The 24,636-nt window shown below is 41.4% G+C and carries 17 protein-coding genes and 1 pseudogene; 10 read left to right on the forward strand and 8 right to left on the reverse strand.

All coding sequences use genetic code 11. From position 1 onward, the window contains the following. Positions 1 to 19 precede the first annotated feature (19 nt). Together IGI76_RS02770 and IGI76_RS02775 are read left to right on the forward strand one after the other, a co-directional pair. On the forward strand, positions 20 to 511 hold the full coding sequence (locus IGI76_RS02770; protein WP_005227570.1) for a hypothetical protein: 492 nt from the start codon (positions 20 to 22) through the stop codon (positions 509 to 511). Further along, entirely contained in the window at positions 438 to 971 is a 534-nt protein-coding gene (locus IGI76_RS02775; protein WP_005227576.1) for an IbrB-like domain-containing protein, read from the forward strand. The genes IGI76_RS02770 and IGI76_RS02775 overlap by 74 nt, the downstream gene beginning before the upstream one ends. A gap of 51 nt (positions 972 to 1,022) precedes the next feature. Here IGI76_RS02775 and IGI76_RS02780 read toward each other — a convergent pair whose 3' ends face one another. The 3 genes from IGI76_RS02780 to IGI76_RS02790 all read right to left on the reverse strand — a co-directional run bounded on the left by IGI76_RS02780 (position 1,023) and on the right by IGI76_RS02790 (position 4,505). Further along, positions 1,023 to 1,175 carry a hypothetical protein gene (locus IGI76_RS02780; protein WP_270788088.1) on the reverse strand — a complete coding sequence of 51 codons (153 nt, stop codon included), beginning with the start codon at positions 1,173 to 1,175 and terminating at the stop codon, positions 1,023 to 1,025. Between the two features lie 489 nt (positions 1,176 to 1,664). Next, positions 1,665 to 2,540: a LysR family transcriptional regulator gene (locus IGI76_RS02785; RefSeq protein WP_074934566.1), complete on the reverse strand. Its 876-nt coding sequence runs from the start codon at positions 2,538 to 2,540 to the stop codon at positions 1,665 to 1,667. A 459-nt stretch (positions 2,541 to 2,999) separates the two neighbouring features. After that, positions 3,000 to 4,505 (reverse strand): helix-turn-helix domain-containing protein, encoded by a 1,506-nt coding sequence (locus tag IGI76_RS02790; protein WP_016609732.1) that lies wholly within the window; start codon positions 4,503 to 4,505, stop codon positions 3,000 to 3,002. A 266-nt stretch (positions 4,506 to 4,771) separates the two neighbouring features. Between IGI76_RS02790 and IGI76_RS02795 the strand changes: the two genes are divergently transcribed. Further along, complete coding sequence (locus IGI76_RS02795) at positions 4,772 to 7,669, forward strand: bacterial Ig-like domain-containing protein (protein WP_333718960.1); 2,898 nt, start codon at positions 4,772 to 4,774, stop codon at positions 7,667 to 7,669. A gap of 169 nt (positions 7,670 to 7,838) precedes the next feature. On the opposite strand, the gene IGI76_RS02800 is transcribed toward IGI76_RS02795, so the two are convergent. Continuing rightward, positions 7,839 to 8,414, reverse strand: coding sequence for a recombinase family protein (locus IGI76_RS02800; RefSeq protein ID WP_005227582.1), 576 nt, complete (start codon positions 8,412 to 8,414; stop codon positions 7,839 to 7,841). 177 nt (positions 8,415 to 8,591) lie between these two features. On the opposite strand from IGI76_RS02800, the gene IGI76_RS02805 reads away from it, so the two are divergent. After that, positions 8,592 to 10,082 carry a helix-turn-helix domain-containing protein gene (locus IGI76_RS02805; RefSeq protein WP_333718961.1) on the forward strand — a complete coding sequence of 497 codons (1,491 nt, stop codon included), beginning with the start codon at positions 8,592 to 8,594 and terminating at the stop codon, positions 10,080 to 10,082. Positions 10,083 to 10,278: 196 nt separating this feature from the next. Here IGI76_RS02805 and IGI76_RS02810 read toward each other — a convergent pair whose 3' ends face one another. Beyond that, entirely contained in the window at positions 10,279 to 10,482 is a 204-nt protein-coding gene (locus tag IGI76_RS02810) for a hypothetical protein (RefSeq protein ID WP_081116967.1), read from the reverse strand. An 881-nt stretch (positions 10,483 to 11,363) separates the two neighbouring features. On the opposite strand from IGI76_RS02810, the gene IGI76_RS02815 reads away from it, so the two are divergent. Further along, the gene (locus IGI76_RS02815; RefSeq protein WP_228077445.1) at positions 11,364 to 12,227 is read left to right on the forward strand and encodes a hypothetical protein; all 864 of its coding nucleotides are present in this window, start codon (positions 11,364 to 11,366) and stop codon (positions 12,225 to 12,227) included. Here IGI76_RS02815 and IGI76_RS02820 read toward each other — a convergent pair. Next, complete coding sequence (locus tag IGI76_RS02820; RefSeq protein ID WP_010748824.1) at positions 12,132 to 12,899, reverse strand: helix-turn-helix domain-containing protein; 768 nt, start codon at positions 12,897 to 12,899, stop codon at positions 12,132 to 12,134. The genes IGI76_RS02815 and IGI76_RS02820 overlap by 96 nt on opposite strands. A gap of 205 nt (positions 12,900 to 13,104) precedes the next feature. Between IGI76_RS02820 and IGI76_RS02825 the strand changes: the two genes are divergently transcribed. The 5 genes from IGI76_RS02825 (at position 13,105) to IGI76_RS02845 (ending at position 20,935) form a co-directional block, all read left to right on the forward strand. After that, complete coding sequence (locus tag IGI76_RS02825; RefSeq protein ID WP_010748825.1) at positions 13,105 to 13,905, forward strand: MurR/RpiR family transcriptional regulator; 801 nt, start codon at positions 13,105 to 13,107, stop codon at positions 13,903 to 13,905. Between the two features lie 113 nt (positions 13,906 to 14,018). Beyond that, positions 14,019 to 15,389 (forward strand): glycoside hydrolase family 1 protein, encoded by a 1,371-nt coding sequence (locus IGI76_RS02830; protein ID WP_333718963.1) that lies wholly within the window; start codon positions 14,019 to 14,021, stop codon positions 15,387 to 15,389. A 5-nt stretch (positions 15,390 to 15,394) separates the two neighbouring features. Next, entirely contained in the window at positions 15,395 to 16,684 is a 1,290-nt protein-coding gene (locus tag IGI76_RS02835) for a PTS sugar transporter subunit IIC (protein ID WP_008378054.1), read from the forward strand. A 108-nt stretch (positions 16,685 to 16,792) separates the two neighbouring features. Continuing rightward, the gene (locus IGI76_RS02840; RefSeq protein ID WP_333718964.1) at positions 16,793 to 18,499 is read left to right on the forward strand and encodes a glycoside hydrolase family 3 protein; all 1,707 of its coding nucleotides are present in this window, start codon (positions 16,793 to 16,795) and stop codon (positions 18,497 to 18,499) included. A 24-nt stretch (positions 18,500 to 18,523) separates the two neighbouring features. Next, positions 18,524 to 20,935: a glycoside hydrolase family 2 TIM barrel-domain containing protein gene (locus IGI76_RS02845; RefSeq protein WP_438781017.1), complete on the forward strand. Its 2,412-nt coding sequence runs from the start codon at positions 18,524 to 18,526 to the stop codon at positions 20,933 to 20,935. 125 nt (positions 20,936 to 21,060) lie between these two features. On the opposite strand, the gene IGI76_RS02850 is transcribed toward IGI76_RS02845, so the two are convergent. After that, on the reverse strand, positions 21,061 to 22,845 hold the full coding sequence (locus tag IGI76_RS02850) for an ABC transporter ATP-binding protein (protein WP_333718966.1): 1,785 nt from the start codon (positions 22,843 to 22,845) through the stop codon (positions 21,061 to 21,063). Then, positions 22,838 to 24,571, reverse strand: a pseudogene (locus tag IGI76_RS02855) (ABC transporter ATP-binding protein). Before IGI76_RS02855 ends, IGI76_RS02850 begins: the two are co-directional and overlap by 8 nt. Positions 24,572 to 24,636: the final 65 nt, after the last annotated feature.

Consider the following 24,636-nt stretch of genomic DNA (forward strand, 5'->3'; position numbering starts at 1 on the left):
CTTAGAGAGGAAGGGTTTTGTGAACGAACGATTGGTTTTATTTTTTCCACCGTATAAGAAAAGCCAATTCTATCAATTGATGGGGGCTTTTTTTGCAGAACGGGTGTATCAGCAGCAATTTCCGTACTTGGTCAATGATGAGAACTGCTACTGGTACGTGATTCTTGATGACGAAAAACGGGTGACTGCTTTTTCTTATTATGAAAAAGGCGCCAATAAAGTGGAGCTAGGGGAATTTTATGAAAAAGATCCAGCCGCTCAATTTAAAAAGTTTCTTTTACGGAAGATGCTGGTGGATATCAGCCGCAACTACCCAGAAGCAGAGATTCTCGCTTCTAGTAACCAGCCTAGTGAAATTGCACTTTTGGAGTCAAAAGGGTTTGCGGTTTATCGACAAACAAAAAATTATTCATTTCTAAAAAGGAGTGTAGTACCTCATGAGCGATATCGATTTTCCAGTGTTAGCGGCGAAGCTGATCCCAGTCAGCAAGATTCACGCGAATACGTATAACCCCAACACCGTGGCTGCTCCAGAAATGGATCTACTGGAACTGTCGATTCGAGAAGATGGCTTTACCCAGCCATTGGTTTGTTACCACGATAAGGAGCAAGACAAGTATATTTTGATCGATGGGTTTCATCGGTACATCGTAGCAAAAGACCGCTTGGAATTGCCAAGTGTTCCGGTCACGGTGATCGATAAGCCATTTGAGAATCGCATTGCTTCAACGATTCGCCACAATCGAGCACGTGGTACCCATGGTATCGAGAAGATGGGAAACATCGTGCAGCAGTTGGTAGCTAACGAGTGGTCGGATGAACGAATTGCCAAGGAATTGGGGATGGACCGCGAAGAGGTCTTTCGCTTTAAGCAGCGTTCAGGTTTGAAAAGTGCCTTTTCTAACCATGAATTCAGCAAGTCTTGGATTGAGTTTGAAAAAAGATACTACAAAGGCAAAAAAGAGACCTGAGAGGTTGAAAAAACTATTTAAAAAAGCTATCTATTAGAAGATAGCGATTCGTTAATAATTCTTTTTAAATTTTGAATAGGTGTTTTTTACAACGATAATGATCAAATTGACCACCATCGACAAGCAAAGCGTCCCTAAGAGAATAGCTAGGATCACACCTAATGCGTCTCTTAGAAAGCTGAAGATCGCTTCAATGATAAACATGGTTTTTCCTCCTTTTCTCATCGTCTATTTTTTCTGACAATTGCAAAAACAGCTTCCTTGAGCAATAACTACCCAAAGACTTTGCCCTGCGGGGTACAAGCCTCAGTTTCTTGAGAACTCGTCGCTTCAAAATTGAGTATACTTTGTAAATAATGAAAAAACGTTTCTATTTTTTACAATCGGAGAAAAAATCGGAAATGTTAAGAATAACGACATGTTTTCTGATTTTCCTTCGGTTTACATGAATAATCGTATCAGGTTGCATAAAAAAAGTAAAATGATAACAAAAAATCGAATCGAGAGAAAAGATACTATCTTGTAACTTTATAACCGTAAGCGAATTTAAAAGCCTTGCTGCACCACGTCTTTAATATGTAAAGACGTGGTGCAGCTCTTTTGTTACCCGCTGTGACGAGGGTTACAAAATGATTGCCATCATTTTCTGGAAAAAGCATAATTGCATAAAAATCAATGCGGATTAAAACCGTTTTATAACAAAGATAGTAAGCGCATTTTTAGCTCGACGACAAAATTTTTTGTGATGCTGGGAGAAAGCATCAGTGGATGTTTTGACAATAAGCCGATCGACATGTGGGGATCAGGTAAAGGAAGCGAGACGATTTTTACTCGAGCATGAGTTTGCTCAATGATGGAACGAGGGATCAGACTGCAGTATCCAGTTCGTTCGATCAAGTAAGGAATCGTACTGATATTGCTGACAGACTCCCAATGGATCGAAGGAACCTGATTGTCAAGATAGCTTTCAATTTTTGTGCGAGCTGGACAATCAGACTTGGAACGATAGAGATGGCTCCCTTCAAGGTCGGCTAGCTTATTGATGATTAATGGGTTTGAGATTGAGGTAATGCAGCAAAGCTCTTCTTGAAACAATTCCTCGTAGGCAAAATGTTTCTCGTGAGGAAGTGAGCATAAGGCGAAATCAATTCGGTTTTCATTTAGTGCATTGGCTAATTCCAGTGTTGAGCCCACGATGATCTCGAAGTTTATTTTTGGATAGTGCTGCGAAAAATCGTGAAGCAGTGCAGGCAAAACCAAAATGTCATAGGGTTGAAGGATGCCCATCCGCAACGAATACTCGACCGTATGGGAAGCATTGATCAACTGTTCTTTGACCCGCTCCCAGTGGGCAATCAGTTCGGGTACTTCCTGTTTCAACAATTCGCCTTCCAAGGTCAATACATTGCTTTTTCCTTCCAAAAATAACGCTACTTCTAATTCGTCTTCTAACTTTTTGATATGGTTCGTAACGGTCGACTGGGCATAGTTTAGTTTGGCGGCAGCTCTAGTAAACGTACCTTCCTCGACGATTGTTTTGAAGGATTGCAGCTCCTTGATAAAATCCACGTTTGTTCCCCTCTCTTTTTACCTATTATACAAAAAAGGAGCGGGGAGAAAATTTCTTTTTTTTCTAGTAAATAAAAAAATTAGATACAAAAGTTATTTAAAACATGCAGTCTGTTATGACCGTATGTTTCTTTGCTTTTAAAATAACGAATTTCACATTTGTGGCTAAGGATATCCGCTAAAATTTCATTTATTAAAAAATCCACGAAGCAGGCCAACTTTTCAGGGATTACGAACAGCACATAAAAACAAGACAGGGGCTTTCTCCGCTGCGCTTGAATGGAAAAGCGTTTATTAGGAGAGGAATCTTGCAAAAAAGGTCTGATTTTTTTCTGATGTGAAAAAAATAGACACGCTAAGAGAAAAGAAAAATGGATACTTAGGAAAGGGTCAAAATAGCAAACCGCGCAATGAAAAACTGGCGGCGCTTCCTTCAAGAAGGCCGTCAGTTTCCTTAGGTCAACGAATCGGTGTGATTCTTGGCTGAATCAGCTGTTCAATCGTTTTGTGGATGATCGTCCAGTCCGAAAGGGTGGGGACATTTGAAATGCGTAGTTGCTGAAATTTGGTGTTGCTTTTCAGATGCAAGTCAAAATTGCTGACGATCAAATCTATTTCCCGATGGATCAATTCTTGTTCATCAGGAGCCACTTCAAAAAAGTAACTGATTTCTGTATGGTCGTTTTTAAATAATTCCGTTGATGCAGCTAAGAAAGCATCTAATCCAGCACCGCCTTGAAAAGCAAAGGCTACTTTGAGGTGTTTTTTCAGCTGGGGATTAGGCGCTAACTCGCTTAACAAAGTCAATGTGACTGCGATATGTTCCAAGTGAGTAAAGGAAAAGAAGCGGCTTTGATCGTTGAAAGGTTTCAACCACTCATTCCAAGCAAGGTAATCCGTCTTGAATGTCGTTTCAACAAAGGCTTTGATCTGCGGATCAGCAAACTCATAATTGGCAGAAATCATCGTCAGCAGGCGAAGATTCACGAGATACGCGATGATCTTGTGGGCGGCTGCAGGTGGAATAGCGACGCCAGATTTCTCTAAAAAGGCAGCCGCTTCTGCAATAATTTCTGGTCTTTCTGTATGGTGAAAAATGTAATCCGCATCGCTTTCGCCGTTGATGTCCATCGTACTATAGGAAAGACAATGGAGCGCATTGACAAAGATCCAAAGCAGTTCTTGTTGCGGCAAGTGGATGATTCGGTATTTTTTCAAGTAATGTTCGTTTAATATTTCTGAGAAAATAGCGAAGCGTTCTTTCTCCAATAGATTGCGTTCTAAAGACGGCGGCAAGGTCAAAAAGTAAGAATAGCGCCACCTACGCTTGGCGATACTTAGCCACAGAGCAAGTCGGTAATGGCTGTAATGCAAATCTTTCGTGTTGGCTTCCTTGGCTTTTTGGACCAGCAGGCGGGCATCCGCGGGACTATCCTTATCTAAAATCGTGCTATCGCCATAAGCAGAAAAAAAGACGAACAGACAAAATCGGATGTCCGCTTCGGTACCAATAAAGTCAAGATGATTCGTGGCAATAGTTACAGAATAGGTTTGCAACGACTTGTTCATGTAGCTGATCGTCCGTAAAAGATGACTGCGAGAATAACCGAATTCAATCGTTGCTCGGTGAATAGAGTATTTTTTATTATCAATAATACTCGTCATGATTTTAAACTCCAGCGTTTCCATCCCCAGGTATTGGATGGCAGAATTGATGGAAGCGTTCGGCGCATAAGCGATCGAGACGATGTTCGTTTCTGAGAGTGTGATCTTGACCAGGTCTTTTGGCAAACTGTCACTTAAAATACTCAGCTCTTTGGTAACTGTAGGCAAAGATAGCCCTAGTAATGTCGCCAATTCTTGTGGATGATACCCTGTCGGTGCAGCATTTAGCACTTGTAAGATTTTTACTTGTCGAGAAAATGCTTTGTCCCGATGCAAGTTGATAGATAAATTTTCTAACATTGAAGTCACCACCTATCCATTGAAATTACGCTCGTTTTAAGTAAATTATATAATACTCTGCGCCAATCAAGAAGTCTTATCCCTTGAAAATTGGCGGATTTCATGTTAATGGTGCGCCGCATGTTTCATCGAGTGTGATACAGTCATTGAAAACAGCTTTTTAGAAAAAACAACCTTGCCAGTTGCAGACCTAAAACGCTTGGATAGATTGGTCCAAAGATAAGTGTGAATAACGTTGGGGAAAAGAAAAAGGAGAAAAAATGAAAATGAAAAAACGCGTAGTTATAAGTAAGAGCGCTTTAGTAGGGATGCTGATTTTAGGGACAACCTTTCCAAGCACATGGCCGATCGCTCAGGCAACAGAAACACAACAAACAGAGCAGCAAACACCATCCATAGACTCATCGGTTCCCTTGCTGGCAGATTCAACAGGAAGCATGGACTCAGGAGAAAAGACAGATTCCCAAGAAGGAAATGCTGACGTCGTATCTTCCGAAACAACCGCAAGTGAAGTGGTGACCACCCCTTCAAACCCAGAAACAAATCAATCTAACGCATCTGATACTGCAGAAAAAACTCAAATTTCAGTTACTGCCCCATCTGCTGAAACCATTGTAGAATCTACGGATAGTCAACCTTTCGCTGCAGAATCAACGAAGAGTATCGAGAGTTTCAACTACGATCTGACTGTAGAATATGATCCGATCAAGTATAAAGCACTGGTTTTGGATTTGCCAATCCCGGAAAAATACGCACACCAAACACTATACCAAGACCCGCAGCTGACAGAAGATTTTTATGTCTACAAAACGGATAAGGTATACATGCTGGTGGGGCTATGGTATACAAGTGAAGTGACTGGTACCAATCAATTAAATATATCTTGGACAAGCTTCACAGGTTTTACGATCAACTATTACGGTTTAACAGCGGTTTTAGAATATACCGACGTTAACGGAAACCTTTTGTTCACGGCGACATATAATGTTCGCTTTACGAATAGCCATTTGACGGTTAAATATGTGGATGAATCAGGGATGGAAATCTATCCTTCTCAAACCATCCATAATAGCACCAATGAACCCTATAATGTCTCTACAAGTGCGTTTATTCCAGAAATTCCAGGGTACGTTCTTGATACCAATCAACTACCGACGAATGCAAAAGGGAATTTTCCTCGAGGCGAAGCGACAGTGACCTACGTCTATCAAAAAGCACCAACGGATTTCACAGCGCTATCCGTGAAAGATACCACGATTTATGAACAGGATACATGGTCAGCGGCGGATAATTTTGAACAAGCAGTCTCAAAAGAAGGAAAAATACTGACTTACGAGGAATTCCTCGCTGAGGGCGGCAGTGTGTCTGGGCAAGTCGATACTAGTCAAGCGGGTACTTATACAATCAGCTACCACTTAAACAATGTAAGCAAAGAAGCAACGGTCCTCGTCAAACCTCGATTCACTGCGATTACTGTTCACGATTCTTCGTTGTACGTCGGCGAAAATTGGTCCCCAGAAGATAACTTCGACCAAGCCGTCGATCGGGACAACCATCCAGTTGCTTTTGCCGATGTGAGCGTTGACGGAAGCGTGGATACCAAGAAAGCGGGGACCTATGAGGTAGTGTATCGTTATGATGGGATAGAAAGCAAAGCCATTATCACCGTCAAAGCCGATCAAACCAACGTGACTGCCCATGATAGCGAGTTGTACACAGGGGAAAACTGGACAGCCAGAGACAACTTCGATAGTGCAACGGATCGGGATGGTAAACCTGTTGAATTTGGGGATATCACTGTTACAGGCAAAGCAGATACAACAAAAGCTGGCGAATATGTGGTTATTTACAGCTATAACGGAATAGAAAGCAAAGCCCTTGTTACCGTCAAGGCGGATCAAACGACAGTCAAAGTCCACAATAGCGAGTTGTATACAGGAGAAAACTGGACAGCCAAGGACAACTTCGATAGCGCAACGGATCGAGATGGTAAACCTGTTGCTTTTGAGGATATCACTGTTACAGGGACTGTCGATACAACGCAAGCAGGCAAGTACGAGGTCACTTACAGCTATCACGGTGTAGAAAGCAAAGCCATTATCACCGTCAAAGCCGATCAAACGACAGTTAAAGTTCACGATAGCGAGTTGTACACAGGGGAACAATGGGAAGCCAAGGACAACTTCGATAGTGCAACAGATAGAGACGGTTCATCTGTTGATTTTGGGGATATCACTGTCACGGGGACTGTCGATACAACGCAAGCAGGCAAGTATGAAGTCATTTACGGCTATCATGGCGTAGAAAGCAAAGCCATTATCACCGTCAAAGCCGATCAAACGACAGTTAAAGTTCACGATAGCGAGTTGTACACAGGGGAACAATGGGAAGCCAAGGACAACTTCGACAGCGCAACGGATCGGGATGGTAAACCTGTTGATTTTGGGGATATCACTGTTACAGGCAAAGCAGATACAACAAAAGCTGGCGAATACGTGGTCATTTACAGCTATCACGGTTTAAAAAGCAAAGCCACTATCACCGTAAAAGCGGATCAAACGTCCCTGAAAGTTCACGATTCAACGATCAAGCAAGGCGATGAATGGCTACCAGAAACAAACATTGATTCTGCCATCGATCGTGATGGCAAAGAAGTAGCCTTTTCAGAAGTAGAAGTCAACGGCACAGTGAACAACAACATAGTCGGTCAGTACACGGTCTCCTACCATTACGGAGCAGTGATTGCCTATGCCGTGATTACTGTACAAGCAAAAGTCAGCGAAGCGCCTAACGAAACACCTGAAGAAACGCCAACAGAAGTACCAGAAGAAAATCGTCCGGAAAGTGAGTCGCCTGTGACTGAAATCCCTGAAACTGAAGCGTCTGATCCAATAATAGAAGAACCGATCAAGACACGTCCTGAGACAGAGACGTCAGAAACAAACGATCAAGAGAGAAACGGAAAACGGCCATCAGAACAATCAGACAAACTCTCAGCAACGGAACAGAAAGCACGGATCAAAGCAAGCAAACAATCCACTGCTAAGCAACTGCCAAAAACAGGAGAAACAAGCAGTGTCTTGCTAAGTGTGACAGGTATCTTATTCTTAATCGGCGGACTGGTGTTCTTGTTCCGTAAGAAATCATGGAGAAAACAACAATAGGATCAACAGAAGAGCTAGCAGAATAAAACATACAGGACGAACAAGCTGGATGAATCGCTTATAAGAGAGAAAAAAATCGATCTTTAAGCCATCACAAACATCAGCAATGTTCGTCCTGTTTTTTATATAGTGAGCAGCCGAAAGTACGAAGTTCAACCAGCACGTGTATTTATGAAATGACCTCATCCTTCTCCAGACTAAGATAGCGATAAAAAGTCGAGCGCTTTAAGCCTGTTTGGGCACAGATATCCACAACGGCTTTTCCTTCCTTTTGATAAAGGTGCAATGCGTGTTGGATCAGTGCGGGATCGATTCGTGGACGACCGCCAATATTTCCTCTAGCACGCGCGGATTCTAAGCCTTCTTTGGTCCTCTCAACGATGATGTCTCGTTCGAATTGGCTAAAGGCTTGGAAAACAGTCATCATTAATTTTCCTTGAGGGGTTTGTGTATCAAAATTTTCTTTGATACTGATGACTTTTACCCCTTTCTTTTCAAAAAAGTAGACGAGATCAATCAGGTCTTTGGTACTTCTTCCTAGCCGCGAGAAACTTTCAATAATGATTTTATCGTTTTCTTTCACTCGTTTTTTTAGTTTATTTAATTCAGGACGATTTGCGCGTACACCACTGATCTTTTCAGTATAAATTTTGTTGCATTCATACCGGTCAAGTAAATCCAATTGACGAGAGAGATCCTGTTGTCTTGTGGATACACGGGCGTATCCATAAACCATATTTGTCATACAAATTCCTCCAGTTGCACAAAAAGAGTCTACATAGAGAATACCTTGTTTGTTCACTTAAGTACATATTCTAACACCAACTTAAGTAAATTTGGGAAATAGGAAGGTTTTTTATAGACGCAAATATTGTACTATAGAAAAGAAACCAGTCGGTGAAGGAGAAACACGGAGGGCAAAATGAGAGAATTGCAGTTAAATTTTATGCTAAACAAAACGACCGTTCGATGGCTTCAAATGTTAAATACCTTTGAGCGAGAACGGACTTGTTCCATCGCAAGTTTAGCCAACAAGCTTGATGTGACCCAACGGACGATCAGCTCTGACATCAAGGAATTGAAAACCTATCTGCAGGAGGCAGCGGAATTTACTCTTGAAGCCAATGGCTATCATTTTAGGGAAACTGATCCGAAAAGATACTTGTCTCAAAAAAAGGAGCTTGTTGCAGAAGAAGGCATGTATCAAATCGTGGAAGCCATTTTCCACGGGGAATTCTGTTCGGTTGAAGAGTGGGCGCAGCGCTTATATGTATCAGAAAGTACGATGCGTCGTTATTTGAATACCGCTTCTGCGACGTTACGAAAGTATCATTTAGAGTGGATCTTGCAACCGGTGAATTTGAGTGGATCAGAAGCCAATATTCGCAAGTTTTTTAAAGATTTTTATTATGAATCAGATGTCACGCCGCATACGCTCTTGCCCCCCAAAGAACTGATCGCGTTAGTCAGTGATGCCTTCTCAAAAATTCCCACAGCGCTGGCGAATACAGGCGTTTCTCCGAGTGATTTTTATTATAGTTTGTATATTACGATCAAGCGCTATCAACTGGGAAAGACTGTTCAGATTCCTCGATCGTTGGCAGCAATCGTCGAAACGCATGAGGCGTTTGCGATAATGAAGAACTTAGCGCCTAAAATCGAAGCGCTATACCGAGTAAGACTACCGCAACAAGAAATGATGTGGCTTTATTTAGTGACCGTGATGAAACGAACTTTGACCGAGCCTGAAAAAGAGCAGCAATTCGTTGCAGCGTTTGGGCTGTATCCTGAACTCGAAGAACTGAGTCAGCGCTTCGTGCAAGAATGGGGCATTTCCTTTCAAGAGCCTCAACAGGTCCAGACGATGATCCACGCCTTTTTCCTGTCAAAGAAAATCAATGAGCAGCTGGCGCCCGTTTTAAATCACTTGCTAACAGAAGTAAAAACTGAAGCGCAAAAGCATGGTTCTGCTGCTTATCAAAAAAATCTGGCATTTATGAAGCAGCACCAAGCGATTCTAGGGGTCAAACAGGAGTATCTGTCAGATGTTTGTGCGGCACTGACCCTTTACAGTGAAGCAATCAGGGAGCTTTATGCTCAAAAAGTCAAACGGATCGCGTTGATAATAGAAGGTGATCTCTATGCCTGTCACACGATTCGTGCGCGCTTCTTGCGTTATGTCAGCAATGATCATCGGGTATTTTTTCAAAAAATCAATGAATTGACGAGCGATTATTTGAAGGAAAACGCCATTGATCTTGTGGTCACGAATTATAGTGAATATTTATCAGAGTTCATCTTATCGACTGATTCTCTTTTACTCAAAGCAATCCTCGATCATCAAGATTGGCTAAGAGTGATTGAAAAAATCGATCCTCAGTTAGGGCAAGCGTTAAGCGTTCCCACAGCCTAATCCACGTGTTGCAACACAGCATGACGAGGACATGGGTGGATAGATCAAAGAGAAAAGCCGCAACCGTTACGATCGACGGGTGCGGCTTTTATTCGTTTGTCTAATAAAAAAGGGAGTTATCTGAAAATATGCCCACTATTCCTGAATACCAAAAGATTGGGTTATTTTGGTGAAAGAACAGCCTACGCGAAAATAATTAGTTGGCATTTACTAGTTTATCAAAAATCGCTTCAAAGGTTTTGAACGTATCACTGTCTAACTGACACAGCCATAAAAGGTAGCTTTTTTCTTTGAATGTCCATTCGATTGAAGGGTAAGAGGCAATCAAGGCTTGGTATTTCTCTCGTTGTTCACTGGTAGCTAATAACCAGCGCTTCTCAAAAATCTTTTTCTCTTCCATTTTTTATCTATCCCCCATAAAGAAACGTTGCCTGAAACTTCACTAACGGGCAACGTAAATCTAATGATATGCAGATCTACGTTTAGTATACCAAAGAAAAATGAATTTTTTTAGAAGATGTGTAAAATTACATATAATTTCTTTTATTTTGCTTTTTTCTGACATTTTTTATAGAAAAGAAGCATTCTGTTGAAGATAACTGTTGATAAAAATGTTTCAGACAATGCTAAGAATGAGTAGGCAAAAACAATGTATCCATCGTATTGAGTCAAGTGGTTACAGGTAATAACAAAAATGGACGATCCTTTTTAAATCATAAGGAATCGTCTTTTTTTATAACGCTTTTTTTTTGCACAAACTTTCAAAATGCCTTATTTGAAAAGAAAATGAAAATCAATTTATTCACACAGGTTTGCAAATCTTGATTTATTGCTCGATGAGCAACCGTGTTAAATTTAACCTCGATTAAAACAATAAAATTTCGTCAAAAAAACATCTTTTTTTAGAGCTCATCTATGATATTTAGTGAGTTTCTATCGAATAGGTTGTTCCAATAAGGTCTAAGACAGATTTTTTTTAAGGGAGTAAGAAAGGACGCGTGATAAAAGTGAAATGAATCTTTAACGTACGAAAGAATAGAGAAGCAGGGGTGACTTATGAATAACTAATTTAGTGATGAAGTCACAGGTTTGTTAATGATCAGTCATCGGACAATGTTCTCCATTCTAGCAGCGGTGATTGGCTCAGAAGAAAATGCGAAGTCATTCTATGACAAACTACCTGATGAGGAAGGATGAATTCGTACAAGCATCATTAACCGGAGAACATGAAGAAATACAACGATAGAAAGATATATAGGTTGAGTTGGAAGGGAAAATAAAATGAAAAACAATTTTAAATTGAAAGCAACAGGTTTATTACTCGTTTGCCAAATGACTTTATCATCATTACTAGTGGTAGCGATGGCACAAGAGCACGAGGATTTGGAAGAAAATTATAACATAGAAAAACTAGTGGATGGGTTAGAAGAGAAGCAGCCAGAGGCAGCAAAACAAGCTGAAAATGAACCAGTCGATCCACAAGAACAACATTTAGCACCAGATGATACCCAAAAGTCAGAAGCTAGGGATATGACGGACACAAACGCATTATCTGAACAAGTACTACAGATGAATACTCAAGGAAGCCCCATCTATTCTTTGAAGGGTCTTAACAAAAGAGAAACACTCAATACAACTGGAAGTAGTGCTTATATTTTTAATGTATGGATAGAGGAAGATGCGAATGGGTTACCTGTATTCAATCATGATATCAGTAAGCATTTCATAAATTATGGCGCGAGGGTTACATTTAGCAATGGACAGTCGGCTCAGACATTTAAAAATGCTGCGACAGGCTCCCATATGATTTGGCAAGTAAATTTAAATGACCAATTGAGACCGAGACGTGGTGATACTTATACGATCAGAGATCTTAATCCATCAGGTAATCCGATCCATGCGGCAGCTACCGGCGTCTTGATGGAAGATCGCTATTATGAAGATGATCGCCAATTCGGGCAAAGTGTCTATGATCTTTTTGTAGGGGATACTTTTGAGCAACTACAAGAAGGTGTAACACAGCAAACAATTGCATCAACAAGAAGTAACTTAGAGGAACAAATGTTTCCTAGTGAAGAGAAGCAAAGATTGATTGAGGGGCTGGATTTCTTGGAAGAGTTCATCTGCCAAGACGATCTTTTTTAATTGTTCGGAGACAACGACAGTTTCTCCCGCTTGATGACGCTCAAGGATAATATACAACCAATAACTGATATACCAAAATGAAGCTGTATTATTGGTTTTGCCGCGTATATTGCGAAAAAAATCTAAGACGATATTTTGCACAGCGATGGTTGGACGTACCGTATGAGGCGTAGCATCCGACTCATAATAAAAGGCATGGAAAAATTTGCGAATATCCGCTTCTGATCCGATCAGACGGAAATTCTTATGATCAACAGATAACTGAAAGGGCTTCAGGGCTTTTTCAAAAAGTGTCAAATAGCGTAAAAGGGAACTCTCAGAAAGATAAAAATAGTCTGCCCATTCGGAAACTGTCCGATATTCTCCCTTAAACAGATGCTCAAGAATAACGAATAACGGTTCATTCTGAAGGAGCGCTCGTTTTCGTTCCAGATATTCTTTCGGTAGTAATTCATGAAGAGAATAGCCATTCGACGTGGATTCGATCATTAGCGTACTTCCAAAGTAGTTCCGTAGCCCCTCCATATCATAAATGATCGTGCGCCGCGAACTCTGGACAGCTTTTGACAACTCACGATTCGAAAGGGTCTTATGCCGTTCCAAAAGATTCAATAGTTTCAACCAACGATTGGTGGTCGTAGAAGTAATAAACGTCATCTGAAAATTTTTCATTCGTAACACTCCCATACGGTCTGTTTGATGGATCATCGCTCACGTCTGATTATGGAATATGGATACGGGCAAGGCAAGGGAAAGGTTTTTAGATTTAAATTATCGAAATGGGCGCAGAGTATAAGGAGAATTTCACCAATTCAACTTTGCTTTCCCTAGCTTTCATTGTATATTTAGGTGAAAGCGTATTTAGGAGGTAGCACGAATGGAAAATAAAGGAACCTCAGTCAGAAGTCTTTTGTTGCGCTATTTAAATAATCAGAAAAAACAAGACAATAATTACTTTATTGCACAGGCGATTCTAAGAAGTTTTTCGAAAATCCCTAAGATGACCATTTATGAACTCGCAGAAGAATGCTTTGTGTCGACTGCAGCGATTTCGCGATTCATTCGAATTTTGGCTTTTTCATCTTATACGGAATTCAAACAAGCGGTTGAAAAAGAGATCGATATCGTCAGCGATTATTCCAAAAAAGTGATCCAGCCCGTGGAACAAAGGGAGAAATTTCTGGACGAATTCACCTCAAATCTTTTGATCAATTTGAGGTACGCCAAAGAACATCTCTCGATTTCAGAACTTGAAACAGTGGTCTCTGCGATCTATGAAACAGAAAACGTTGCTGTGTTTGGCTTAGAATTTGCTGCTTTTATGGGACAGCATTTGCAAAGCAAATTAGCAAGCATGGATAAAATTATTCGGATTGGTTTTACAGTGGAAGAGCAATTAAAAATTGTGGAAGAAAGCTCGCCAGATAGCTTGGTTTTGATTTTTTCGATGGAGGGTGGTTTCTTTTACTTTAGTGAAAAAGTGATTGCAGCATTGAAGAAAAAGGGAATCAAAATTATCGTCTTTACGTTTAAGCATTCTCCAATCATTGAGCGAAGTGCAGACCAAATTATCCTCTGTGGAGAGATCAACGAAAACACCGAAGGACGGATTGCTATTCTATACACGATGGAGTTACTGATTTATATGTATATGAAAAAGTTCTATTTGCCTCAATAGTTTCATATTTTGAAACAAGACCTTTGGATTTGAAACCAGAGGTCTTGTTTTGTTGTCGTTAGAATTAATTCTGAATGGTATCGTTCTCTTATAAGGGAAAGGTGGAAGGAACAATGGTTAAAAAAGATTTTTATTGGGGGGCATCAACCTCAGCATTTCAAGTAGAAGGAGGCTTTGGTGAAGGTGGAAAAGGGATTGCAACAACAGATGTGCGTCACGTACCGGAGGGAATTGCAGATTCGAAGATCGCGTCCGATCACTATCATCATCTAAGCGAAGACATTGAATTAATGGCAGACTTAGGGATCGATCTCTATCGTTTTTCGTTCAATTGGACACGTGTCATGGGTGATGGTGATCAGCCGAATCAAGAAGGCATCGATTTTTATAATCGTTTGATTGATGGGTGTCTTGAAAAAGGAATCACACCTTTTCCTACCCTCTATCATTTTGAAATGCCGCAAGCATTGGTAACCAAATTTGGCGGATGGAAATCAAGAAAATGTATTGATTACTTTGTTGCTTATGCAAAAGTTTGCTTTCAGCATTTCGGTGATCGAGTCAAGTTGTGGGGAACGATCAACGAGCAATTGATCGTCACAGCAGCTTCTGATTTAAATGGCAATCACGAAACGGATGCAGATGAAAAAATGAAGCAGATGTATCAAATGAGTTACAATATGTCGCTAGCTGAGAAAAAGACAATTCAAGTTTTTCGAAAAATCGTAAGAGATGGGAAAATTGGACCGGTGTGCTCTATGCAAGTTGTTTATCCTGAAACACCTTCGCCAAGGAACATCTTAGCAGCTAAGAACGCCGAAGACTTTTTACAAAATTGTTTTCTCGACATGTCAGTATTCGGCGAGTACCCGAAAAGCTACTGCAATTATTTGAATGAGAAAGGTTGGTATCCAGAAACGGAACCAGCTGATCAAGAAATTTTGAAGAAGAATAAACCAGATCTTATAGGGATAAACTATTACTGTAGTACCTGTATACGTGCCGTTGAACCGGGAGAAGATACAAGCAAACTACCACCATTTTATCGAAATGAGCGATTTACCTTAGGGAACAATCCTTATTTAACGAAGACGAAATGGATGGAATTTGGTATTGACCCTGTAGGATTATATATAGGTATGCGGTCGATTTATGAAAAATACCATTTACCAATGATGGTGACTGAAAACGGTTTAGCGTATTCTGATCGTATTGAAGATGGGCAAATTCACGATGTCTATCGTATTGATTACTTAGAACAGCATATTAAGCAATGTGAGCGTTTTATGGAGGAAGGATATCCTTTATTGGGTTATAGTCCTTGGTCACTACTTGATCTGGTTAGTTCACACCAAGGGTTTAAAAAGCGATATGGTTTGATTTTTGTTGATCGCACAGATGAAGATCCAAAAGAATGTCGACGAATTCCCAAAGACAGTTACTATTGGTACCAAAATAAAATAAAAAACACTAAAAAGGGGTAAGAAAAATGAATGCATTTATCCACTTTATGGAAAAAAGATTTATTCCCGTTGCGAATAAAATTTCTTCGAATCGCTATTTAAAAAGTGTGAGTACAGGTTCGATGTCATTACTAGGCGTTATTATGTTAGGTGCCATCTTTACAGTTATTTCTAGTTTAAGCTGGGAACCGTATCAAAACTTTCTATCAGTGACCAACATTGGGACAGTAATGAATTATATTCCAGCTTACACAATTGATTTATTAGGTTTGTATATGGCATTTAGTATTGCCTACTGTGGAGCAGGAATATTCGGGATCAAAGAACAAGCCTTGGGGACGGGGTTCATCTCATTGGTATGTTTCCTGTTATTAACGCCACTCACTGAAAATCCCGAAGCAAGAGCTTCATTTTTAAGTACCAATTATTTAGGCGCGCGCGGGGTCTTCGTGGCAATTTTCGTTTCACTGATCACGATTCAACTGATGAAATTGTTTGTGGAAAAAAATATTACGATCAAAATGCCCGATGGGGTGCCAGAAATGGTGACCAAGTCATTTACTTCTTTAATTCCAGCAGTTGTGATTGCGTCACTTTTTGGAATTGTTAAATTTGGTTTTAGCGTAACTAGTTATAATTCAGCGACAGATTTTGTTTATACATTGCTTCAAGAACCATTGCAGCGATTGACGGGTTCCTTAACTGCCTTTTTGATTCTTATTTTGATCTCGAATCTCTTATGGTTTTTCGGGATTCATGGTTCAATGACCGTATTGCCGATTCTCATGCCGATTTTCTTGGGTTATCTTGCAGACAATAGTGCTGCTGTGGCGGCGGGAGAAGCAGTCCCTCATGCCATTAATTTTGGGTTATACGATTTGGCATGTTTAGGGGGGAGCGGTGCAACGATTGGTTTAGTGACTGACATGTTTTTATTTTCCAAGAGTAAGCGCTACAAATCATTTTCAAAAATCGTATTTCCAAGCGGTCTTTTTGGTGTAAATGAACCAGTTGTCTTTGGAATGCCGGTAATGTTGAATGTGATGCTTTTGATTCCGTTCTTATTGACGCCATTAGTGATCACTTCTCTTGGGTACGCATTGATTTCTATGGGAATCATTACCGCACCGATTGGCATCCTAGGGGCGGGCTCGTTACCTCCGCTGATCCACGGCATCGTTCAAGGGAGTCTCTCTTTTGGTATCTATCAACTATTTGCAGTTGCTATTTCTATGGCTATCTATTACCCGTTCTTTAAAACCTTAGATAATCAAGCAGTTCAAGAAGAACGTTTAGCACAAGAACAAGCTGGATAAGAAACTCGCACAGGATTTACAGTTAACCATAATAACAACAAACGAGCGCAAGAGTGAAGTGATTCTTGCGCTCGTCGTCTGTGAAACTATCGATTGGAGGACAACTCAGTGAGAGAGACAAGAGAAACACTTTTCAAATTTACAGAGACAAGGAAAAAACAAATTCAGAAGATCGTAGAAAACATGTCAGTTATGGAAAAAATTGGTCAGCTTTTTTTCGTGATTGGACAATCAGGTTCTGTAAAGGAATTGACGGCTTTTATTAAGAAATACCAACCGGGTGGAATGATGTATCGCCCCGACAATGCTGAAAAATTGAAGGATCAGCTAAGAGCAGTCCAAGATGCTAGCACAATACCGTTATTTCTTTCAGCAAATTTAGAGTCAGGTGGGAATGGTATTCTTACGGAAGGGACATGGGTCGGTAATCCTATGCAGATCGCCGCTACAGATTGCACCGAAAATGCCTATTACTTAGGAAAAATTGCTGGGCTGGAAGCGGCTCGAATTGGTATTAATATGGCTTTTTCACCGATTGTCGATATTGATTATAACTTCAAGAACCCAATCACGAATACTCGCACATTTGGAAGTGATCAAAAACGAATTATTCGCATGGCTCAAGCGCAGATAGACGGTTTTTCTGAGAGTAACATCATTCCAGTGATCAAGCATTTTCCTGGGGACGGTGTTGATGAAAGGGATCAACATTTACTGAGTTCGATCAATTCACTCTCCGCGAATGAGTGGATGGAATCGTATGGGACTATTTATCGCCAGTTTATTGAAAAAAACGTCAGCTGTATCATGGTGGGACACATTTATCAGCCTGCGTGGGAGCGAAAACTTTCACCAACTATCAGAGAAACCGAATTGATGCCTGCTTCTTGCTCGAAACTTCTAGTTAACGGGTTACTAAGAGATACACTGGGCTTCAATGGTTTGGCTATCACTGATGCAACACCAATGGTCGGTTACACGACGATCATGCCTCATAGAGAGCGACTCGTTGCTTCAATCAATGCAGGAATCGATATGTTGCTTTTTAATAAAAATATTGATGAAGATTATGAAGTGATCGCATCTGCTGTAAAAGAGGGAAGCATTCGTATGGAACGTTTGGATGAAGCAGTCGCACGAATTTTAGCAGACAAGATGTACCATGGTTTATTTACTGAAGTAAGGGAAGAGACAGTCAATAGTACTCCTAAAAGTGTCATCGATCGTACTGAATATCAGTGGGTAACGAAAAAAATTGCTGATGAGTCGATTACATTGGTCAAAGACAGAGAAAGACACTTACCACTCACCCCACAACGATACCCTCGAATCCGTCTCGTTATTTTGGGTGATTCTGACGACGGTGGATTTAAAGAGGGAGGACGAGTGGGTCCGCTTTTTAAAGCTGGATTAGAAGCTGCTGGATTTGAAGTCAACCTTTTCGATAATCAACAATTGGATTTCCAAGAGGTTTTCGAGGCAGGGGTTGAGGATCTTGGAAATAAATTTGATTTGGCATTGTATGTTGCTAATGTTGAGACCGCCAGCAATCAGACAACAGTTCGTTTGGATTGGAATCATTTGATGGCCGCAAATGCTCCCTGGTATGAAAAGGATCTCCCTACCATTTTTGTTTCTACTGCCAATCCCTATCACTTATTTGACATCCCTTATGTTTCAACTTTTATCAATGCGTATACAGGAAATCCAGAAACAGTGGAGGCTGTAATCCAGAAATTGCTAGGGAAAGAACCGTTTAAAGGTAAGAGCCCGATCGATCCATTTTGTGGGGACTTTTTAGCTAGAGCAAAATAACTTTTATAAGAAGGAGGAGAAAAAATGAGACAAAATCGATTACTGAATGATGGCTGGCAATTTCACTTAGGTGAGATAGAAGAGCCAATGAAAACAGTCAGAAAAGCCGCAGCTATCGGTGGCTTGGCAGCTCCGCTTGAAAATGAAGCGGGGGATACTGTTTTGATAGGTGCTGGTGGAGAACATTTTCTACGGCTGATTGCTCAAGGTGATCGTGAAAAAGGCTTGAGAATGTTGGCGAACACTGCTTTGGAAAGTGAACTTGACGAAGATTGGGTATCTGTTGATCTCCCTCATGATTGGAAAAATGAACTTCCGTATGTTAATGATCCCGATTTACTGATGAGTGGATCAAAGCCAGATGGCATTGCCTATTACCGTAAGACTTTTGCGTTAACTCTAGATGAAGTGAACGAAAAGCAAGTGACTCTCCACTTTATGGGCGTCATGCGTATGGCATCTGTCTGGTTTAATGGTGTATTTCTAGGTGATCATTACAGTGGATACTCTGATTTTTCTTTTGATGTCTCTGAACTGATACGCATCGGCTCAGAGGGAGTGAATGTGGTGTTGATCAAAGTGGATACGACGAAAGGCGCGGAAGGCTGGTGGTATGAGGGAGCAGGTATATATAAGGATGTATATTTAGAAATAAAACCAAAGCTTCAGATTGTGGCAGAAGCATCGTTTATCGAAACAACTGAAATAAACCAGCAGGAAGCGCTCCTTAAAATCACCATTGGTCTTGCTAACCATTATTTTGAGAAAAAACAAAAGATAACGATCAAAAGTCAGGTGGCTGATCAACAAAATATCCATGAGTGTAACGTAGATCCTTTGGCGACAACAGAATGGAGTTATTGCCAAAAAATCTGCGCGCCTCAGCTATGGTCTCTCGAGAATCCACATCTATACCAAGCTACTTTTCAACTATTTGATGGCGAGAACCAAATCGATGACTATCAGCTTTGTTTTGGTATTAGGACAGTCGCATATACTACGAAAGGTTTTCTGCTTAATGGGGAACGTAAAGAATTAAGAGGGGTCTGTGAGCATCAAGACTTTGGTGGTCTAGGTGTCGCATTACCAAAAGATATTTTACGGTATAAGCTGTTGAAAATGAAAGAAATGGGGGTAAACGCCTATCGCAGTGCACATCACTTTGCTTCCAAAGATCTCCTTGAATTATGTGATGAATTAGGTATCATCGTTATGAACGAGAACCGCATCTTGGAATCTGGTGAGTGGCGGACAAATGAGCTGGTAAAAATGGTGAAGCAAACACGTAATCATCCTTCTCTTTGTTTTTGGTCCCTTTGTAATGAAGAGGTGATTGGTCATACGCCGCTTGCTTACCGAATGGCACAAAAATTAGCAGCTGTGATCCGAACCCATACTTCGCAAAGTCTCATTGTTTCAGCGGAATTACTTAATCCTGCTGGTCAGGTGGATGCTTCTTATATGCGTATTTTTGATGTGAACGGGGTCAATTATCCTGAGTCTGCTGTAAATGGGACAGGTTTAGTTGCTGTAAAGGAAAAGTATCCGCTATTTTCATATCTTAGTACGGAAAGTGCTTCTTACTTTTCGACAAGAGGGGTCTATCAAGATAACAGCGAAAAATGTCATACTTCAAACTTTGGTTCTCTTTATTCTATGGTCTTACCTGGGAAACGAAAGCCTGAAGAGCCAGGAACCGGTGGTACGGCTAAACCGAAAGAAGTACTGCGTTACTTAGAAGAACATGCCTATATGGGAGGTGTCTTCTTGTGGACATTTATGGATTACTACGGTGAGCCAGCACCGTTTCACTGGCCTGGAATCAGTTCTCAATTTGGAATTACAGATACGGTCGGATTTGAAAAGGATTCTTTTTATTATTATCAATCAAGGTGGACTGAAACACCAATGGTTCATGTGTTTCCTCACTGGAACAAAGAAGGGTTAACAATTGACCAAGGGGTTACGGAGGTGAGGACTTTTTCTAATTGTCATACTGTTGAGTTGTTTCTGAACGGGAAGAGTTTTGGAAAGAAAAAAAATGATAAAGATGGCCTATCTTGGCATATTCCTTATGAACCAGGTTGTTTAAAAGCCATTGGTGTCAAAGAGGAACAAACAATTGAAGCAACTCGAAAAACAAGCGGTCCGACTGATTCTGTCACAGTTAAAGAACGATTCTGTGGAGCGGACTACTCTCTATTTGAGATCCAAGGAATCGATTCAGAAGGGATCGAGGTGCCAACTGCAGACGAACTTGTAGCGGTTTTGGTAAAAAATGGAACAATCCTCGGACTTGCTAATGGCGATCCCGCAGATCTAGACGGGTATAATTGCCAAGAGAAAAAACTTTTTTCAGGAAAATTAATGGCAATCATAAAAAAAGAACCAGGAAAAGTACCGCTTATCCAAGCAGCACTAAAAAAAGTTGAGTAAAAGAGAAGCAATTGAAGGTAATAGTAGTTAGCCTTGGTGCTCACAGATTTTTACGGAAAAAGAAAAAAGCCGACCCACAACCTCGACAGTTTATAAAGTCATAGGTTGGTGGTTCGGCTTTTTCATCAAGCTGTTGCAAACTGGCTGTTATATAGTTGGGCGTAAAGGGAATCTTGTGCCAGCAATTGAGTATGGGAGCCTTTTTCGACGACGGAGCCGTCTTTCATCACTAGAATCAAGTCAGCGTTTTTGATGGTAGAAAGACGATGGGCGATGATAAAGCTGGTTCGTCCTTGGGTCAAACGATCCATCGCCGTTTGGATCATTTGTTCCGTCCGCGTGTCGACACTGGAGGTGGCTTCATCAAGGATCAGGATCGTTGGGTCTGCTAAAATCGCCCGAGCGATCGTCAATAATTGTTGTTGTCCTTGTGACAGTTCGCTTTCGGAACCAATGACGGTATCGTAACCGTTGGGCAGGGTCCGCACAAAGTGGTCGCATTGGGCGGCTTTCGCGGCAGCCAAGATGTCTTCCCGAGTGGCATCGGGATTGCCATAAGCGATATTTTCAGCAATGGTTCCTTGGAACAGCCATGTATCTTGCAGCACCATACCGAATTTTTTCCGTACTGCCGGTGCCGAAAAGGACATCATGTCTTGATCGTCCAGCAAGATCTTCCCACCATTCAATGGATAAAAGCGCATCAAAAGATAGATCATGGTGGTTTTTCCAGCACCTGTTGGTCCGACGATCGCGACCGTTTGTTTTGGTTTGACGGAAAATTCGACGTTTTCCATCAAGAGTTTTTCCTTGCTGTAGCCAAAGGAGACGTGTTGAAAATCGATTTTTCCTTTGATGTTTTGTGGAACTGGCAGTTGTTGGGTCGCAGTTTCTTCTTCAGGATAATCAAGGATCTCAAAAATTCGTTCGAGAGATGCTAAGGCACTTTGCAAGGTGTTCATAATATAAGAGGCTTGCGTGATCGGTTCAGACACTTGGTTGATGTATTGCAGATAGGCTTGTACGAGACCAATGGATAATTGCCCTTGCAACACCATTAGACCACCAACGACGGCGCTTAAGATAAAGCCGATTTGATTGATAAAGAGCACGAATGGATTGATAGCTGCACTGACGAACTGTGCTTTCCGAAAGGCTTTAAATTGGGCTTCACTCAATTCCGCCATTTCCGCTTCAACGGCAACTTGTTGGTTGTAGGATTTGATCAGCGGATTTGCGGTATAAAACTCTTCCGCACGACTGCTAACTGCACCTAATGTTTCTTGGTTTTTGGTAAAGTAGCTCAAGTTTTTTCGTGCGAGAACGGTGGTCACAAAAGCACTCAAAAGCAACATCAGAACCACGCCGATCGTCAGTAATGGGCTGAGATAAAGCATAGCGATCAAGCCGAAGGTAATGCTGATGGTTGCGGTGATCAACTGCATCAAACCGACTTGTAAGACTTCGGATACTTTATCTAAATCGAGAATCACTCGGCTTAAAATATCGCCAGTATGATGTTTGTCGTAAAAACTGATAGGCAGGCGATTGAATTTGTCACTGATTTGTTTGCGTAAAGTCAAGGTCAGGGTTTCACTGACACTGGCCATCGTATACTCTTGCAGCAAGGAAAAGAGACTAATCAAAAGCCACGTTCCCGCTAAAAGGACGACTGGACCTAAAATACTTTGCCAAAAATCATTGATCTGCCAGCCTTCTTGTTGAAACAAGGCAATCAGATTATCCAGTCCACGCCCCAAGATCAAAGGGGCGATGGACATTAGTAAGGAAAAGAACAAGGCGGAAGCGATAATCAGTAGAAAGCGGGCTTTTTGTTCCATCAGCAAACGCAGCAAGCGTCGGCTTGTATGTTTCATGTTTTTTGGGGTATCCATTGTTTGTTTACTCATCCTTCATTCCTCCCATTCCTTGAGATGAGGCAAACTCTTGATAAGTTTGGCAATTGCGTAATAATTCTTCGTGGGTTCCTTTACCGACCATCTTGCCGTTATCCAAGACAATGATTTGATCGGCATTTTTGACGGTCGATACCCGCTGAGCCACGATAATGACGGCGGCATCTTTCGTGTATTCTTTCAATGCACGCCGCAAGTTGGCGTCTGTTTGATAATCCAAAGCAGAAAAGCTGTCGTCAAAGAAGTAGATTTCTGCTGGCTTTGTCAGCGCTCGGGCAATACTCAATCGTTGCTTTTGACCGCCAGAGAAATTGCTGCCTTTTTGAGCAACTGGACTTTCATAACCTTCAGGCAAGCCTTCAATAAATGACTTGGCTTGAGCAACTTCAGCGGCTTTTGCCATCGCCTCATGGGTTGCTGGACGATTGCCGAAACGCAAGGTTTCTTGAATCGTGCCGCTAAGCAAGAGCGCTTTTTGCGGGACATAACTAATTTAGTCCCGTAATTCGGCTTGTGAGATCTCTTTGATGTTGCGGCCAAAAAGCGTGATCGAACCAGCAGTCACATCTTTGAAACGCAACAGCGCTTTGGCGATGTTGCTTTTGCCAGAACCAGTTCCACCAACGATCGCTGTCGTTTTGCCTCGATGGATCTCGAAGCTGATATCTTCTAAGACAGGTTCTTCGGCACCTTCATACGTAAACTGCACGTGATTGAAAGCTGCGATCGTTTCTGACACGGCGGTCTTGTTTAAGGTTTGGTCACCGTCGATCAAATCAATTGGTTCTTCCAAAACTTCTGTGATCCGTTGCAAGGAAGTCAAGCCTTTAGGCACCATCACGATCACCATCGCTGCCATAGTCAAAAACCAGAGACTCAGGATCGTGTATTCGATGATGGCAGTAATACTACCAATAGCAAGGTGGCCCTGCAGACTTTGATAGCCGCCGTAGACAAGGATAGTCGAAATCGAGAGTCCCATTACTAAATTGACGGTCGGATTCAAGACAGCAAAGAGGCGATTGACTTGGATCATGGTTTTCGCATATTCCGTCAGTGTTTGATCTGTCCGTTCTTTTTCGTAAGCAGCTTTGTCGAATGCTCGAATCACCCGAGCGCCAGTAAAGGTTTCTCGTAAGATCCGCATCATGTTATCGACTAGTTTTTGCGTGATTTGTGATAATGGGATCGCTTTGCGAATCACTCCATAAGCGATCATTGAAAAACATAGGATCGCTACGATTGGGACCCAAATCATCCGTAAAGAGACGGTGCCGGTTAGAAAAATTGAAGCAGCGACGATCATTGGGGCTGGCAAAATCATTTGCAGCGCCATCATCAAAATTTGTTGGATGTTGTTGATGTCGCTGGTGGTACGTGCCAGCAATGTGGGCGTACCATAGCCATCAACGGCGGATACAGAGAGTTCTTGTGTTTTTTTGAAAAGGCGCATCCGCAAAAAATGCCCGAATTTTCCTGAAAGGTGGGCAGATAAATAACTACCGCCTACAGAGACGATCACGGTGCCGATGGCAATGGCAAACATCCACCAGCCATTGTGCCAAATGGCTGTCGTGTCGACTTTCAAGATCCCTTCATCAATGATTTTTGCCAAAAAATACGGCAACAAGAGTGTGCCGAAGGATTGGACCAGCATCAAAAGAAATAAACTGAAAAAGAAGCGTCGTTCTTCTTTATAAAATAACTGTAATTGTTTCATGATTTCCCTCCAAAAATGTCGTTCTATGGTAGAATAAACTGTAACGTTACGCTACAGTCAAGCAA

The organism is Enterococcus sp. DIV2449a, from assembly GCF_051711225.1.
Lineage (GTDB): Bacteria > Bacillota > Bacilli > Lactobacillales > Enterococcaceae > Enterococcus_D > Enterococcus_D casseliflavus.